The organism is Pelagibius sp. (assembly GCF_028289705.1).
GTDB lineage: Bacteria > Pseudomonadota > Alphaproteobacteria > Kiloniellales > Kiloniellaceae > Pelagibius.
In genome coordinates this window covers 1-13439 of record NZ_JANQOI010000170.1, presented here as the reverse complement: position 1 = coordinate 13439, position 13439 = coordinate 1, and the positions used below count along the sequence as shown (strand labels likewise).

Annotated in this window: 13 protein-coding genes; 8 read left to right on the top strand and 5 right to left on the bottom strand. The window is 66.0% G+C overall.

What is annotated here, in order from left to right:
* Positions 1-31: 31 nt before the first annotated feature.
* Both Q0996_RS21140 and Q0996_RS21135 read left to right on the top strand, forming a co-directional pair.
* Positions 32-931 carry an SDR family NAD(P)-dependent oxidoreductase gene (locus tag Q0996_RS21140; protein WP_299624529.1) on the top strand — a complete coding sequence of 300 codons (900 nt, stop codon included), beginning with the start codon at positions 32-34 and terminating at the stop codon, positions 929-931.
* Between the two features lie 277 nt (positions 932-1208).
* Positions 1209-1994: a 2OG-Fe(II) oxygenase gene (locus Q0996_RS21135; RefSeq protein WP_299624526.1), complete on the top strand. Its 786-nt coding sequence runs from the start codon at positions 1209-1211 to the stop codon at positions 1992-1994.
* Positions 1995-2034: 40 nt separating this feature from the next.
* Here Q0996_RS21135 and Q0996_RS21130 read toward each other — a convergent pair whose 3' ends face one another.
* Complete coding sequence (locus Q0996_RS21130; RefSeq protein WP_299624523.1) at positions 2035-2988, bottom strand: GNAT family N-acetyltransferase; 954 nt, start codon at positions 2986-2988, stop codon at positions 2035-2037.
* Between the two features lie 52 nt (positions 2989-3040).
* Between Q0996_RS21130 and Q0996_RS21125 the strand changes: the two genes are divergently transcribed.
* Positions 3041-3256, top strand: a complete 216-nt coding sequence (locus Q0996_RS21125) for a hypothetical protein (RefSeq protein WP_299624520.1) — start codon at positions 3041-3043, stop codon at positions 3254-3256.
* A 93-nt stretch (positions 3257-3349) separates the two neighbouring features.
* Here the strand turns inward: Q0996_RS21125 and Q0996_RS21120 are convergent, their stop codons facing one another.
* Positions 3350-3568: a hypothetical protein gene (locus Q0996_RS21120; protein ID WP_299624517.1), complete on the bottom strand. Its 219-nt coding sequence runs from the start codon at positions 3566-3568 to the stop codon at positions 3350-3352.
* A gap of 236 nt (positions 3569-3804) precedes the next feature.
* A complete protein-coding gene (locus Q0996_RS21115; protein WP_299624514.1) occupies positions 3805-4176 on the bottom strand; it encodes a helix-turn-helix domain-containing protein in 372 nt (123 codons plus the stop codon).
* Between the two features lie 635 nt (positions 4177-4811).
* Here Q0996_RS21115 and Q0996_RS21110 point away from each other — a divergent pair.
* Positions 4812-5840: a GlxA family transcriptional regulator gene (locus tag Q0996_RS21110; protein ID WP_299624511.1), complete on the top strand. Its 1029-nt coding sequence runs from the start codon at positions 4812-4814 to the stop codon at positions 5838-5840.
* Between the two features lie 68 nt (positions 5841-5908).
* Here Q0996_RS21110 and Q0996_RS21105 read toward each other — a convergent pair whose 3' ends face one another.
* Positions 5909-6373 (bottom strand): hypothetical protein, encoded by a 465-nt coding sequence (locus tag Q0996_RS21105; protein WP_299624508.1) that lies wholly within the window; start codon positions 6371-6373, stop codon positions 5909-5911.
* 329 nt (positions 6374-6702) lie between these two features.
* Between Q0996_RS21105 and Q0996_RS21100 the strand changes: the two genes are divergently transcribed.
* On the top strand, positions 6703-8430 hold the full coding sequence (locus tag Q0996_RS21100; protein ID WP_299624505.1) for a bifunctional diguanylate cyclase/phosphodiesterase: 1728 nt from the start codon (positions 6703-6705) through the stop codon (positions 8428-8430).
* A 350-nt stretch (positions 8431-8780) separates the two neighbouring features.
* On the opposite strand, the gene phaR is transcribed toward Q0996_RS21100, so the two are convergent.
* Positions 8781-9413 (bottom strand): polyhydroxyalkanoate synthesis repressor PhaR, encoded by a 633-nt coding sequence (phaR, locus tag Q0996_RS21095; RefSeq protein WP_299624502.1) that lies wholly within the window; start codon positions 9411-9413, stop codon positions 8781-8783.
* Between the two features lie 545 nt (positions 9414-9958).
* Between phaR and Q0996_RS21090 the strand changes: the two genes are divergently transcribed.
* The 3 genes from Q0996_RS21090 to Q0996_RS21080 all read left to right on the top strand — a co-directional run.
* Complete coding sequence (locus Q0996_RS21090) at positions 9959-11272, top strand: alpha/beta fold hydrolase (protein WP_299624499.1); 1314 nt, start codon at positions 9959-9961, stop codon at positions 11270-11272.
* A 162-nt stretch (positions 11273-11434) separates the two neighbouring features.
* The gene (locus Q0996_RS21085; RefSeq protein WP_299624496.1) at positions 11435-12610 is read left to right on the top strand and encodes an acetyl-CoA C-acetyltransferase; all 1176 of its coding nucleotides are present in this window, start codon (positions 11435-11437) and stop codon (positions 12608-12610) included.
* A gap of 260 nt (positions 12611-12870) precedes the next feature.
* A partial coding sequence (locus tag Q0996_RS21080; RefSeq protein WP_299624493.1) for an SDR family NAD(P)-dependent oxidoreductase occupies positions 12871-13439 on the top strand: 569 nt, incomplete at its 3' end.

The following is a 13439-nucleotide window of genomic DNA, read 5'->3' as shown; positions in this document are numbered from 1 at the left end:
TCCGACCGCCCGCTTGAAAAGGATTCCCGCCATGACTTCGGACACCGATCCCACCCGCCGCTCCTTCCTCACCCGCGGGGCGCTTGGCCTGGCCGCGACGGCAGCCACGGCGGCCGCCGCCTCCTCGGCGCAGGCGAATGCGCTGAACCCGGCAGCGGCGCCCGGCCGCGCCGACCCTGACGGCGCCTTTGCCGGCAAGGTGGTGGCGATTACCGGCGGCAACTCCGGCATCGGCGCGGCGACCGCCCATGCCTTTGCCATGGCGGGGGCCAAGGTTGTCATCACCGCGCGGCGCGATGCCCTCGGCAGGCAGGTCGAAGCCGAAATCCGCGCCAAGGGGGGCGAGGCGACCTGGATGGTGACCGACGTGCGCGCGCCCGCGCAGGTCGAGGCCTTCGTCGCCGCGACGGTCTCCACCTACGGGCGGCTCGATGTGCTGTTCAACAACGCCGGCATCTTCATGACCCCGGGTCTGATCGAGGACATCTCGCTGGAGAACTTCGACGACATGCTGCGCACCAATACCTACGGCGTCTTCTACGGGATGAAGTACGCCATCCCGGTGATGAAGGCGCAGGGCGGTGGCGTCATCGTCAACATGGCCTCCGTCGCGGCCCATCGCGGCTTTCCCAACACCGCGCACTACAATGCCTCGAAACACGCCGTGGCCGGCATGACCAAGGCCGGCGCCCAACTGGCCAAGGACAACATCCGCGTGGTGTCGATCTCTCCCCTCGCGGTCGATACGCCGATGCTGCGCGAAAGCTTCGACTACCAGGGCTTCACTTACGAGGCGGTCGCGCCGAACTTCGTGACGCCCCGCATCATGGATCCGCATGAAATGGCCGAGGGAGTCATGTTCCTCGCCTCCGACGCGGCGACGGCCTTCAACGGCATGGACTTCGACGCAACCGGCGGGCAGCTCGCCTGAGTCGCGCTAGCGTGGCCGCTGATAGATACGTCCCGGCGCGGGTGAAGACCGCGCGAAGGTCGAGCCAGCGGCAGTCCTTCTCCTTCATCGCCTCGATGCGGCGCTGCTGAAGGGGCGCAACCAAAGGAACTTGCCTCAGGCGGCATCATTCGGGAGAGTGAGAAGGGCGGTTTGGCGCGCCCGACCTGCATTACCTCGAAGCAGTCTGTGAAGGGTGATGGCTTTCGGACCCTTGCCGCTATCTGCCAATCAGAATCGAGACTGAGATTGATGTGAGATGGCGGGTTCGCTCGCGGATATTGTCGACCTGGGGCGGCGCCCCCTGGATCAAGACGCCTTCCGGACCGTCTGCAGGCGCGACCTGGACCGGAACGGTGTGCTGGTGTTGAGCGGCTTTCTGAAGCCTGCGGCGATCACGGCTGTTCGACGCGAGGGCGAGGCGAACCGGCATCTGGCTTACTATACGGTCACCGACCACAACATCTATCTCTCGCCGCCGGATCCGGACTACCCGGCCGACCACCCGCGCAACCGGAAGGTCGCCTCCTCGAAAGGCTGTATCACGACCGATCAGATCCCGGGCGGGTCCGCGCTGCGAACCCTGTATGACGCGCCGGAGTTTCGGGACTTCCTCTGCGCTGTGCTTGGCGAAGCGGCACTCTACGAGTACGCCGACCCCCTGTCGTCGATCAATCTCCACTACGCCGGCGAGGGACAGGAGCTGGGCTGGCACTTCGACAACTCCTCCTTCGCCATCACCTTAATGATCCAAGAACCCGAAGCCGGTGGCGTCTTCGAGTACGTGAAGAACGTGCGCGATGCCGAGGTCGGAGAGATGAATTACGCGCTCTCCGGGAAGGTTCTCGACGGTGCCGTTTCACCCCAGTCCCTGGCGATGGGCGCCGGTGCGCTCGTCTTGTTTCGCGGACGTAACTCCATGCACCGGGTGACGCCTGTGAAAGGGGCGCGGACACGCATGCTGGTGGTGCTTGCCTACAATACCGAGCCCGGTATCGCGCTTTCTGAGTCGGCGCGCATGACCTTTTTCGGCAGGCTTGGGTGAGCTTGGGCCGCGAGCGGCTGGCGTGGCCGAGCTGTGGCGATCAAAGGTAGGTCCCTGCCAGGGTGAAGACCTCGCCGCCGAGGCCGAGCTTGAAGCGGGCGATGCCCGGCTGGCTTTCGGTGTTGACGCCACCGAGGTCGAGCCAGCGGCAGCCGTTCTCTTGCAGCGCCTCGATGCCGCGCCAGAGCAGCAGGTTGTGGGCCTGGCCGACACGCCCGGCGTCGCTGGTCCAGGAGGCGAGGTAGGTGGCGCTGGCGCCGTGGCGGATCAGGATCACGCCGGCCACCAGATCGTCGTCCAGCCGGGCCGTCAGGCAAAGGACCGCCTGGCGGTCATGGCGCGCAAGGGCGGCGATGAAGTCGCCCCCGGGTCCGACGAAGCGCTTCTTGCGGCGGAAGCGGTCGTAGAGCAGCAGGTTTTGGTTGAGGCGGCGCGGGTGGTCGATCCTGTCGATGGTGAAGCCGGCCTTCTCCGCCGTGCGCAAAGCATTGCGCCACTTGCCGTGCAGCCCAGCCCGCAGATCATCCGGGGAGGGGCCGAGATCCAACCAGATGGAGCTGTAGCCCGTGACGACTTGGCGGAGGCCCTGGGCGCGCATCAGGGCCGCGCTCCCGGGTCCCTGGGGCAGCTCCGGCAGCCACAGCAGGAAGTCGCCGAAGCGGCGGCGCAGAAAGTGCTCCGCGATCGCCCGGCAGACGGCTGGAACGCGTGGGTCGCGCAGGGGATCGATCAGCCAGACCGGCCCGCGCATCACCCGGGTGAAACGAACGCCGAGGCGGTCTCTGCAGAAGGCCTGGACCAGGGCCAGGGGCTCCCCGCCCTGGGCGATCAGACCGCGTTCGACGCGCAGGCCATGCTCGCTTTCCACCGCCTGGCCGTAGGCCCAGGCCTGCTCCAGGCCGCTCTGCCCCGCCAGTCCCATCAGGGCATCCCACCGCGGCCGGGGGCCGTCCACCCAGGACAGCTCGAGCTCGGACTCCAGCACCGCAACCATGGGCGCCAGTCTCCGGGTTTTCTTGGAGTCCGGCAATCCTTAGTCTATAGCGATGGTGCAGGATGAATCCGAGACTCCAGGTGCCGCCGCCAGCGTGCGCGGCCACCGCATTCCCAAGCGGCGCTTCACGCGCTGGGCGCTCTATTACTTCCTGCTCTACGTCTGTCTGCCGGTGCTGCTGCTTGGGGCTCTGTTCGACGGCCTGCTCTATCTGGTCTTCACCGGGCTCTTCGGCCGCTGCTACGCGATTTTCTGCCTGCTGAGCTGAAGAGGTTTCTGACCGGCTTCTTGACCGGCACTCAGTGCCGGAGTGCCTCCAGTCGACCCAATGCAGGAGAAGGGACCGCGGGTGCGGCGCGTTTCAGCCCGTGCCCGGCGAGACGGATTCGACCGTGCGGCGGCCTTGCAGGGTCAGCGCGACGGAGTGCACGCCGGGGCTCACTTCGGTCAGGGTGACCCATCCCTTGTCCCGGCACTCCTGCAGGGTTCGCCAGAGGATGGTGCTTTCGCTCTGCCCCGTGACGGCGATTTCACCGGACATGCGCAGCAGTTCAAGAACGAGTTGCTGTTGGGGAAGCAAGGTGGCCAAGGACATCCGGAAGGTGGGTCAGGTCTGGCGCCGCCTTTCGCCCCTCGGCCGGCATCGCCGAATCGGCGAATCGCCGGCGCCGCTATTCTATCGCCTCGGCCCCAAGGGAGCGAGCGCCATGGCACAGGGAGAGGGACCGCCAGAGAAAGTCGGGGACGACCGCAGAAAGACGGCCCGCCGCGCCAGCCGGCGCCGGCGGCCCGCCCTTTCTGCGCGTCAGCCCGCCGTCAGTGGTGCGTGCCGTCTGCCAAAACGCGGCAGAGCTGGCTCACAGCCTCCTGGTGCCGGTCGTTCGAAATCCGGGTGAAGTTCCGGGCCAGGTCGAGACACATCCTCTGACGCTCGGTCAGACGACTGTTCTCGCTGTCCAGGCCTTCGTAGAAGAACCCGATGTCGACCCCGAGGACCTTCGCAATTTCGAACAGGCGGCCGGCGGAGACACGGTTAATGCCGCGCTCGTACTTGTGGGCCTGCTGATAGGTGACGCCGATCATCTCGGCAAGCTGCTGCTGGGTCAGTCCCAGCATGGTACGCCGCTCGCGAATACGCTGACCGACGAACTTCTCAACGCTCTGAATGTTAGCCGATACTGTGTCCACTCGATCCCACCATCATTGTTTGAGAGTCCTTCTCGACTAGCAATGGAAAATCTAATCGATCTGACAAGAAAACATAGTCACTTCATTGAGTGGCTATGACAAGCTTTTTCTCGCGGAGGGCGAACAGCGATCGTGCAATTCGTTCACCTGAAGATTGCCTCGCTTGAGTTTCCGGGCGCAAAGCGTGCTTTGGCGGCTGCCTGGAGGCTGTCAGTCGATCCTCGATCGAAGCCTCCGAATCGGGAGCCGAGGGCGCGCCCGTGGTTTCGAGCCGATCAATCTTAGGGCTGATTTAGCTCTTTTCAATCAACTTAAGGCAGTGACCTGGGTCTGCAACCCCTTTTCACGTGTTTTTGTCGGGGCCGCGCTCACCTGCCATTGCCGGCGGACCGCGGCACGCGGTCGGGCTGCGTCAACCTCCCGCCAAGGCTGAATGTTGTGCAGCCTCATCCGCCTGAGTGCCAGGGACAAATTAGGGACGACCCGCTACCTGCGCGCAGCGGCGGCGTCCGGTCTCGGCGAGCGGCTGTTCCTGCCCTGTGGCTGCCGAGTGTTCCGCTCCCGCTTCCGGGTATGCTAATGCAAACGTGGGTCCTGAGGGGCTGGCGGCTCGGGCAGGAAAAGGGGGTGATCGGGTGGCTGAAAGCCGGCTGAACGGCAACGCGGATCAAGACGGGGAACAGCGCTTCAGCTTCCTGCTGATGCCGGACTTCGCCATGCTCGCCTTCAGCTCCGCCGTCGAGCCCTTGCGCGTGGCCAACCGGATCGCGGGGCGGCCGCTCTATGCCTGGCAGATCGTCACCCCAGACGGGCAGCCCGCGGCCTCCTCCGGTGGCACCCGCGTGCTGCCCGACTGTGCCATCGAAGCCTGTGGCCAGCCGGGCAATCTGCCGGACTATCTGATCGTGGTGGCCGGCATGGACGTCCAGCGCTTGAAGGACTCGCCGGCGATCAGCACCATGCGCCGGTTGGAACGCAGCGGTGTGCGCATCGGCGCGCTTTCCACCGGCAGCTACCTGCTCGCCTGGGCCGGCCTGCTCAAGGGCTATCGCTGCACCGTCCATTGGGAGAACCTGGATGCCTTTCGGGAGGACTTCCCCGAGCTCGATGTCACCGGCGAGCTGTTCGAGGTGGACGGCGCCCGGCTGACCTGTTCCGGCGGGATCGCCTCCCTCGACATGATGCTCAGCCTCATCGCCGCGGACCATGGTCGCGACCTGGCCACCCAGGTCGCCGAACAGTTCATCCACGAGCGGATCCGCGAGACCCACGACCACCAGCGGATGAGCCTGCAGGGCCGGCTGGGCATCAGCCATCCGAAACTGCTGCAGGTGATCGCGCTGATGGAGGACAATCTGGAGGAGCCGCTGCCGCGCGCCGAGCTGGCCCGCCGGGCGGGGCTCTCCAACCGCCAGCTCGAGCGGCTGTTCCGCAAGTACCTCGGCCGCACGCCGACGCGCTACTACCTGGAACTGCGCCTGCTCCGGGCCCGCGGCCTGCTGACCCAGACCGCCATGTCGATCCTCAACGTGGCCCTGGCCTGCGGCTTCGTCTCCGCCTCGCACTTCTCAAAGTGCTACCGCGAGTTCTTCAACAAGATGCCGCGCGAGGAACGCCAGGCGCAGGAGCGCCCCCGCGAATCAGGCGAGCGCCACAAGGCCTGAGGCCCGGCCGGGGGAGTGGGCCGGCGCTGTCTAGATATGAAAGCCCCTAGGGAGAGAGAGCGGTCCGCCTATACGGCGAAGCGGACCAGGGTCGCCGTTTCCGGCAGCATTTCGGGTTCGCCGCCGGCCTTGCGGTAGAGATCGCTGCCCATCAGGGCGCCGTCGCGATGCTGCGACAGACCGCCCGGAGCCGCCGGCGTGGCGCCCTTCGCGGCCTGGCCCTCCTGGCCCAGCACCTGAACCATGAAGGGCATGGAGGACAGCCGGGAAAAGCTGATCAGGCGCCCCTTGGCCGAGGCCTCCTGCTGGGTGGCGCGGCTGCCGCCCGCCTGGGCCTCCGGCTCGTCTCCGCGGCGCTGGCGCAGGGGACCGCGCTGTTGGGCGGCCTGCTCGTCGCGGGCCTTGAGCGCCGGACTGCGGACGACCGCCTCGACCTCCTGTGGGACCCCCCGGGACTGCGCAGCCGTGCCGGCGGGCACCGGCAACTTGGTGCCGGGCGCGGGCAGAAGATGAATTTTGGCCACCGCGGTCATGGGCTTGCGTTCAAGGGTCCCTTCTTATCCTCGTCCATAATAGATGCATCTTGTGAAAAATTTATCAAGCATTGAATCAATTATGGTTAACATAATTACTTTATTTTTAACTATATATATCATTAATATTCTTTATCCTTGTATTTTTACTTATGATATACCATGAGAAAGAACATTATCACAATAAATTCGCCTAGGAGTTTTATCTTTCCTTAAGTCATCGCTGTCAGATTCGTTCGACTTAGGTACCAGAGGGTGCCTTTATCGGCCGGGAACCCCTGCGCAATTTCTCAATGCAGGAGTTCAGCTTCAGGTAGGAGTGCGGCGGTGTGATCGATGCCATGGAACGAGACGACGGCTTCTTGGAACTCGCACGCTTGCGCGCGGCGATCCAGGCGTCGGGCGATGTCGTCTACGAATGGGATCTTGCCACCGACCAGATCTTCTTCACTGGCGATGTCGAGGCGCTGTTCGAAACCCAGGCCCTGAGGGTTCCCGGAAGCGGCGAAGAGCTGCAGCAGCGCATCAGCCCCGAAGACATTCCCCGCCGCCGGCGGGCCCTGGCGGATCACTTTGCCGGCGCGGGGGAGTACGACTGCGAGTATCGCGTGCGCACCGGCGACGGCGAGTTCCTGTGGCTGCATGACCGGGGTCGCGTCGAGTTCTCGGCGGCCGGCACGCCGGCGCGGATGACCGGCGTCATCCGGCTGGTCACCCTGCGCAAGCGCCGCGAGGAGCGGCTCCAGTACCTCGCCAACTTCGACGACCTGACCGGCCACTACAACAAGCACCGGCTGCGCGAAGCGCTGGACCATGCCCTGGCGCAGTCCCAGCGTTTCGGTCAGCCGGGAGTCTTCATGGTGATCGGTGTCGATCACCTCGACCGCATCAACACGGTCTACGGTTATGAGATTGGCGATGCCGTGCTGGTGGAGATCGGCCGCCGTCTGGACCGCTGCCTGCGCGCCGCCGACGTCGTCGGGCGGCCGAGCGGCGACTGTTTCGGCGCCCTGCTCGCCGCCTGCAGTGAGGAGACCGCCCGCGCCGCGGCGGACCGCATTCTCACCACCCTGCGCACCGAACCGATCTTCGTCGGGGCCGAGAAGATCCATGTGACTGTCTCTATCGGCGCCGTCGCCTTTTCCGACCAGAGCCGCACGGCGGTCGATGCCATGACCAAGGCCGAAAGCGCGATGCAGCAGGCCAAGTTGGCGGGCCGGGACTGCCTGCGCTTCTTCGAACTGACCGAGGCGCAGCGGCGCGATTACCGCACCTCCATGGACATCGGCGAGGAGGTGCAGGAAGCCCTGAAGGACGACCGCATCGTGCTCGCCTACCAGCCCGTTGTCGACGCCCAGACCCACGCGGTGAAATACTTCGAATGCCTGGTGCGCATGTACGACAACCAGGGAACACTCGTGCCGGCGGCCCACTTCATTCCCGCCATCGAGCGTCTGGGCCTCATGCGCTGGATCGACAACCGGGTCCGCGACCTGGCGATCACCGCCCTGGAGCACAACCCCAAGATCGACTTGGCGATCAACATCTCGGGCCTGACCGCCACTGAGCGCTCCTGGCAGCGCGGCCTGGTGGCGCGCCTGAAAGGCAACCCGGAACTGGCCTCGCGCCTCATCGTCGAGATCACCGAGACCACGGCGCTGATGGACATCGACGAGATCTCCCGCTTCGTCTCCTCCCTGCGGGCCCTCGGCTGCCGGGTGGCCCTGGACGATTTCGGCGCCGGCTTCACCACCTTCCACCATCTGCGGGCCCTGACCGTTGACGTGGTGAAGATCGACGGCTCCTTCATCCGCGCCATCACGGTGGACAAGCAGAACCAGATCTTTATCCGCAACCTGCTGTCGCTGGCCGGCACCCTCGGCGTGTCGACGGTCGCCGAGTGCGTTGAGACCGAAGAAGACGCCGACTATCTCTCCGCCGAAGGGGTGGACCTGCTGCAGGGCTACTACTTCGGCCGGCCCGAGGTCGACCACCACCTGGTGACCCTGCAACTGCAGAGCCCGCTGCCGATGCGCTCCTCCGCAGGCGGCGACTGAAGCCTCGCGGTCGGAGGGCTCCGCTGCTCCATCCTCGCTTGCCCGGTTAGGTGCGCCAGCACGCAAATGGGTGCTCATCGAGCGTGAAGCTCACCCCCCACCCAACCTCCCCCCGTCAAGGTGGGAGGAGATTTTCTAAGCCGCTTCAATAACTTCCCCCTCCCCCTTTGACGGGGGAGGGTTGGGGTGGGGGTGACAACCCGTCCGCCGAAAGCCGTTCGCCGTAGAGCCTTCGCTTTCGTGTCATGCGCCGAAGGGCCTGGCTCCAAGGTCTTGTAAGACAAGCCTCTTCAGCAATCGACGACACGCGAAACCGGCCAGTCGTCCGCCCTATCGGCCGGTGCCGCCGATCAGTCTTTGTCTTTGGTGAGCGTGTTGATCTGGCGCTGCAGCTGATCGATCTGCGCCTTCAGGGCCTCCAGGGATTCGGCGGCCGATTCCGGTCTGGCTTCGTCCCTGGTCTCCGCGCTGTCGACGGCATTCGCGTCCTCGGCTTGGCCCGGCGGGAAGGGGGAGAACATGCGCATGGCGCTCTCGAAGAGGGCCATGTTCTGCTTGCCGACTTCCTCCAGATTGCCGAAGGGGAACATGCCCCCGAAGGTCTCCTGCATGGACTGGCGCATGCGGTCCTGATTCTGCGCGAAGGACTCCATCATGTGCTCGAGATAGCGCGGCACCATCCACTGCATGGAATCGCCGTAGAAGGAGATGAGCTGGCGCAGGAAGTTGATGGGCAGCAGGTTCTGGCCCTTGGCCTCTTCCTCGACGATGATCTGGGTCAGCACCGCGCGGGTGATGTCCTCGCCGCTCTTGGCGTCGTAGACGACGAAGTCGACGTCGTCCTGCACCATCTGGCAGAGATGGTCCAGGGTCACATAGCTGCTGGTGGCGGTGTTGTAGAGACGGCGGTTGGCGTACTTCTTGATCGTGATGGGACCATCGGCCCCACCCTTTGATTTGCCTTCCTTGCTCGTACCTGCCACTGACGCCATGCCTTTCCCGCCTTGTCGGCCCTGGGCCGCTTCTGGCCCCGGGCCGGCGCACCGACCTCTCTCCGGGTCTGCGGAACTCGGCCCTTTGGGGCCGCGGAGCCGCTGTTCCAGCCTTCACTTCCGCATCCGCTAAAGGATATTGCTGCGCCGCATCACGGCCTGTCAACGCTCCTGTCCCGGCCGCTGCGCAGGCTGCCATCCACGCCGAAAGATGGAAAAAGCCCGCGTGAGGCTTGCCGGCGCCCGTCTGGCAGGGGGCGATTGCGGTGGCTATACTGCGCGCGAGATGACTCAATCGGACGAACTCGAGGAGCTGGCGCGCCGCTACGTGGACCTCTGGCAGGACCAAATGACCGCCCTGGCGGCGGATCCGGACTTTGCCGAGGCGATGCAGCGGGTTATGGCTTCCCTGGGCGTTTCCGCCGCCGGACTGCCGGCGGTCTGGACCGCCTGGCCGGCGGCGATGGCCAGCATGATGGCGGCGGCACAGCCGGCGTCGGCCAGGGGAGGGATGCCTGCCGAGAGGCAGGGAAAGGATGTCGGGCCGGATCAGGGTGGGACAGGAACGAACGACGAGCCACTGCGACAAGCCGCCTCAGGCTCAGCCGAAGCCGGGACGCGGGCGGCTGGGGCCGCGCCCGCTGCCACTGCATCTGATGGCGGCGGGGCTGACCTGGACCTCCTCGCGCAGCGCCTTGCCGCTTTGGAGCAAAGGGTCCTTGCCCTGGAAGGGGGACCTGGCAAAGCGCGCCGCAAAGCTAAGGCAAAGTCTCGGTAACGGCGCGAGCCTCGAGGACTTCTCCGCTGCGGTGGAGACCGAGATCGCCCGGCGCATGGCAACGCTGGCCGAGGGCATTGAGGCCTATCGCCGGCATCCCTACGAAAGAACGCTCCCGGATCCACCGGTGATCTGGCAGGAGGGCTCGACCCGCCTGCTGGATTATGGCGCGCTGGACGAAGCAGCGGCGAAGGCCCTGCCGCTGCTGGTGGTGCCCTCGCTGATCAACCGCGCTTACGTGCTGGACCTCACCGCCGAGCGCTCCTTCCTGCGCTGGTTGGCCAGCCAGGGCCTGCGGCCTCTTCTGGTCGACTGGGGCCGGCCCGGCGCGCGGGAGCGCAGCTTCACCCTCACCGACTACGTCGCCGGCCGTCTGGAACGGGCGCTGGACTTCGTTCTGGAGGAGATCGGGCAGCCTCCGCTTGGTCTGGGCTACTGCATGGGCGGGAACCTGGCGCTGGGCCTGGCGGCGCGCCGCCAGAGCGAGCTCCGCGCCCTGGTGTTGCTGGCGACGCCCTGGGACTTCCATGCGGAGAACGCGCCCCACGGCCGCCTGGCGGCCTCCAGCCTGCCCCTCGCCGCACCCCTGCTGGAGGTGCTGGGGGAAATGCCCGTCGATCTTCTGCAGGCGCTCTTCGCCAGCCTCGATCCTCATCTGGTGGTGCGCAAGTTCCTGGCCTTCGCGCGCCTCGATCCGGCCAGCCCCAGAGCCGAAGAGTTCGTGGCGCTGGAAGACTGGCTGAACGACGGGGTTCCCCTGGCGGCCGCGGTGGCCCGCGAGTGCCTGGGCCGCTGGTACGGCGACAACGCCACGGCGAAGGGCGAATGGCTTCTGGCGGGCCGACCCGTCGAGCCGGCGGAGATCGCCGTGCCGTCGCTCTGCGTCATCCCGGCCCAGGACCGCATCGTCCCGCCGGCTTCGGCGCTGGCCCTCGCCGCCGCGCTGCCGGCTGCCGAGCAGATCTCTCCGGCCGCCGGCCACATCGGCATGGTGGTCAGCGCTCAGGCCAAGACCGCGGTCTGGCAACCCCTGTTGCGCTGGATCAGAGCGCAGTCCGTGGACAAATCGTAGTCAGGCACCCGCACAGCTTGCACCGCCCGCTCGTCTGTCCTTATATCAGGGGAGAGCTTAAACAAGGCAAGGCGCCCCGGCCGCAAAGCGGGCGCATCGATTGCGGGACGCAGCTTCAGTCACCGGAGGAGCGCTCCGCCCAAGAGAGGGAGAATTCCGAAGATGACCGATGTCGTAATTGCCGGTGCCGTCCGAACCCCGGTCGGCTCTTTCAACGGCGCCTTGTCCAGCGTCGCGGCGTCCCACCTGGGCGCGGTCGCCGTGCGCGAAGCCATGAAGCGCGCCAAGGTCGAGGCGGAAGAGGTGGACGAGGCGATCCTCGGCCAGATCCTCACCGCCGGTGCCGGCCAGAACCCGGCGCGCCAGGCCGCCGTGGAAGCCGGCATCCCCGTGGAGAAGACGGCCTATCAAATCAATCAGCTCTGCGGTTCCGGCCTGCGCGCGGTCGCCATCGGCTCCCAGGCGGTGAAGGTCGGCGATTCCCGCATCGTCGTCGCCGGCGGCCAGGAGAGCATGAGCCAGGCGCCCCACGTCGCCCACCTGCGCAACGGCCAGAAGATGGGCGACCTGAAGTTCGTCGACTCGATGATCAAGGACGGCCTCTGGGATGCCTTCAACGGCTACCACATGGGCAACACCGCCGAGAACGTCGCCAAGCAGTGGCAGATCACCCGCGAGGAGCAGGACGCCTTCGCCGCCGCCTCGCAGAACAAGGCCGAGGCCGCCCAGAAGGCCGGGCGCTTCACCGAGGAGATCGTTCCCGTCACCATCAAGACCCGCAAGGGCGAAACCGTCGTCGATGCCGACGAATATCCGCGCCACGGCGTGACCGCCGAATCCCTCGCCGGCCTTCGTCCGGCCTTCGACCGGGAAGGCTCGGTGACCGCAGGCAACGCCAGCGGCATCAATGACGGCGCCGCCGCCGTGGTGCTGATGTCGGCCGAGGATGCCGAAGCCCGTGGCGTCAAGCCGCTCGGCCGCATCGTTTCCTGGGCCACCTGCGGCGTCGATCCCGCCATCATGGGCACCGGGCCCATTCCCTCCAGCCGCAAGGCGCTGGAAAAGGCCGGCTGGTCGGTGGGCGATCTCGACCTCGTCGAGGCCAACGAGGCCTTCGCCGCCCAGGCCCTGGCGGTCAACAAGGACATGGGCTGGAACACCGACATGGTGAACGTGAACGGCGGAGCCATCGCCATCGGTCATCCGGTGGGCGCTTCGGGTGCCCGCGTGCTCGTCACCCTGCTGCACGAGATGGGCAAGCGCGACGCCAAGAAGGGTCTCGCCACCCTCTGCATCGGCGGCGGCATGGGCATCGCCATGTGCATCGAACGCGATTGATCGCCGCCTAGAGAGCACAGCATCTCTCTTCGGACCGGCCCGCCTCAGTGCGGGCCGGTTTTCTTGTGGGCCGCGTGTCAATTGAGGCAAATGGGCGCGGCAAATTGCGCGCGGTGGTTGGCGGCACTTCCGATCCGTGGTTTCATGAGATCGACCGCCGCAAAGGCGGCAGCGTTGCAAGGTCCGCGAAGGCCGGCTCACCGGAATAGCCGGAACCGGGCCTGCGGCACGGGGTGGAACTGCGAACGGGGAGGTTTGTAATGGCGCGAGTGGCTTTGGTGACGGGGGGGACCCGTGGAATCGGTGCGGCGATTTCGGTCGCCCTGAAAGAGGCCGGCTTCACAGTGGCGGCCAGCTACGGCGGCAACGACGAGGCCGCGAACAAGTTCAAGGACGATACCGGCATCGCCGTCTACAAGTGGGACGTCGGCGATTTCGAGGCCTGCAAGGCGGGCATCGCCCAGGTCGAAGGCGATCTCGGGCCCGTCGATGTGCTGGTCAACAATGCCGGGATCACCCGCGACGGCACCCTGCACCGCATGAGCCTGGAGAACTGGCAGGCGGTGATTTCCACCAACCTCGACTCCCTGTTCAACATGACCCGCAACGTCATCGACGGCATGCGCGGGCGTGGCTACGGGCGGATCATCTCGATCTCCTCGATCAACGGCCAGAAGGGCCAGTTCGGCCAGGCCAACTATTCCACCGCCAAGGCCGGCGTGTTCGGCTTCACCAAGGCGGTGGCCCAGGAAAACGCCGCCAAGGGCATCACCGTCAACGCCATTGCGCCGGGCTACATCGGCACCGAGATGGTGCGCGCGGTGCCCGA

Excerpts from the sequence above, each read along its gene's own strand:
- Q0996_RS21140 (WP_299624529.1), top strand. The coding sequence starts at position 32 with ATGACTTCGGACACCGATCCCACCCGCCGCTCCTTCCTCACCCGCGGG.
- Q0996_RS21130 (WP_299624523.1), bottom strand. The coding sequence starts at position 2,988 with ATGGTTGCGGTGCTGGAGTCCGAGCTCGAGCTGTCCTGGGTGGACGGC.
- Q0996_RS21090 (WP_299624499.1), top strand. The coding sequence starts at position 9,959 with ATGTCGGGCCGGATCAGGGTGGGACAGGAACGAACGACGAGCCACTGC.
- Q0996_RS21105 (WP_299624508.1), bottom strand. The coding sequence starts at position 6,373 with ATGACCGCGGTGGCCAAAATTCATCTTCTGCCCGCGCCCGGCACCAAG.
- Q0996_RS21125 (WP_299624520.1), top strand. The coding sequence starts at position 3,041 with ATGGTGCAGGATGAATCCGAGACTCCAGGTGCCGCCGCCAGCGTGCGC.
- Q0996_RS21135 (WP_299624526.1), top strand. The coding sequence starts at position 1,209 with ATGGCGGGTTCGCTCGCGGATATTGTCGACCTGGGGCGGCGCCCCCTG.
- Q0996_RS21085 (WP_299624496.1), top strand. The coding sequence starts at position 11,435 with ATGACCGATGTCGTAATTGCCGGTGCCGTCCGAACCCCGGTCGGCTCT.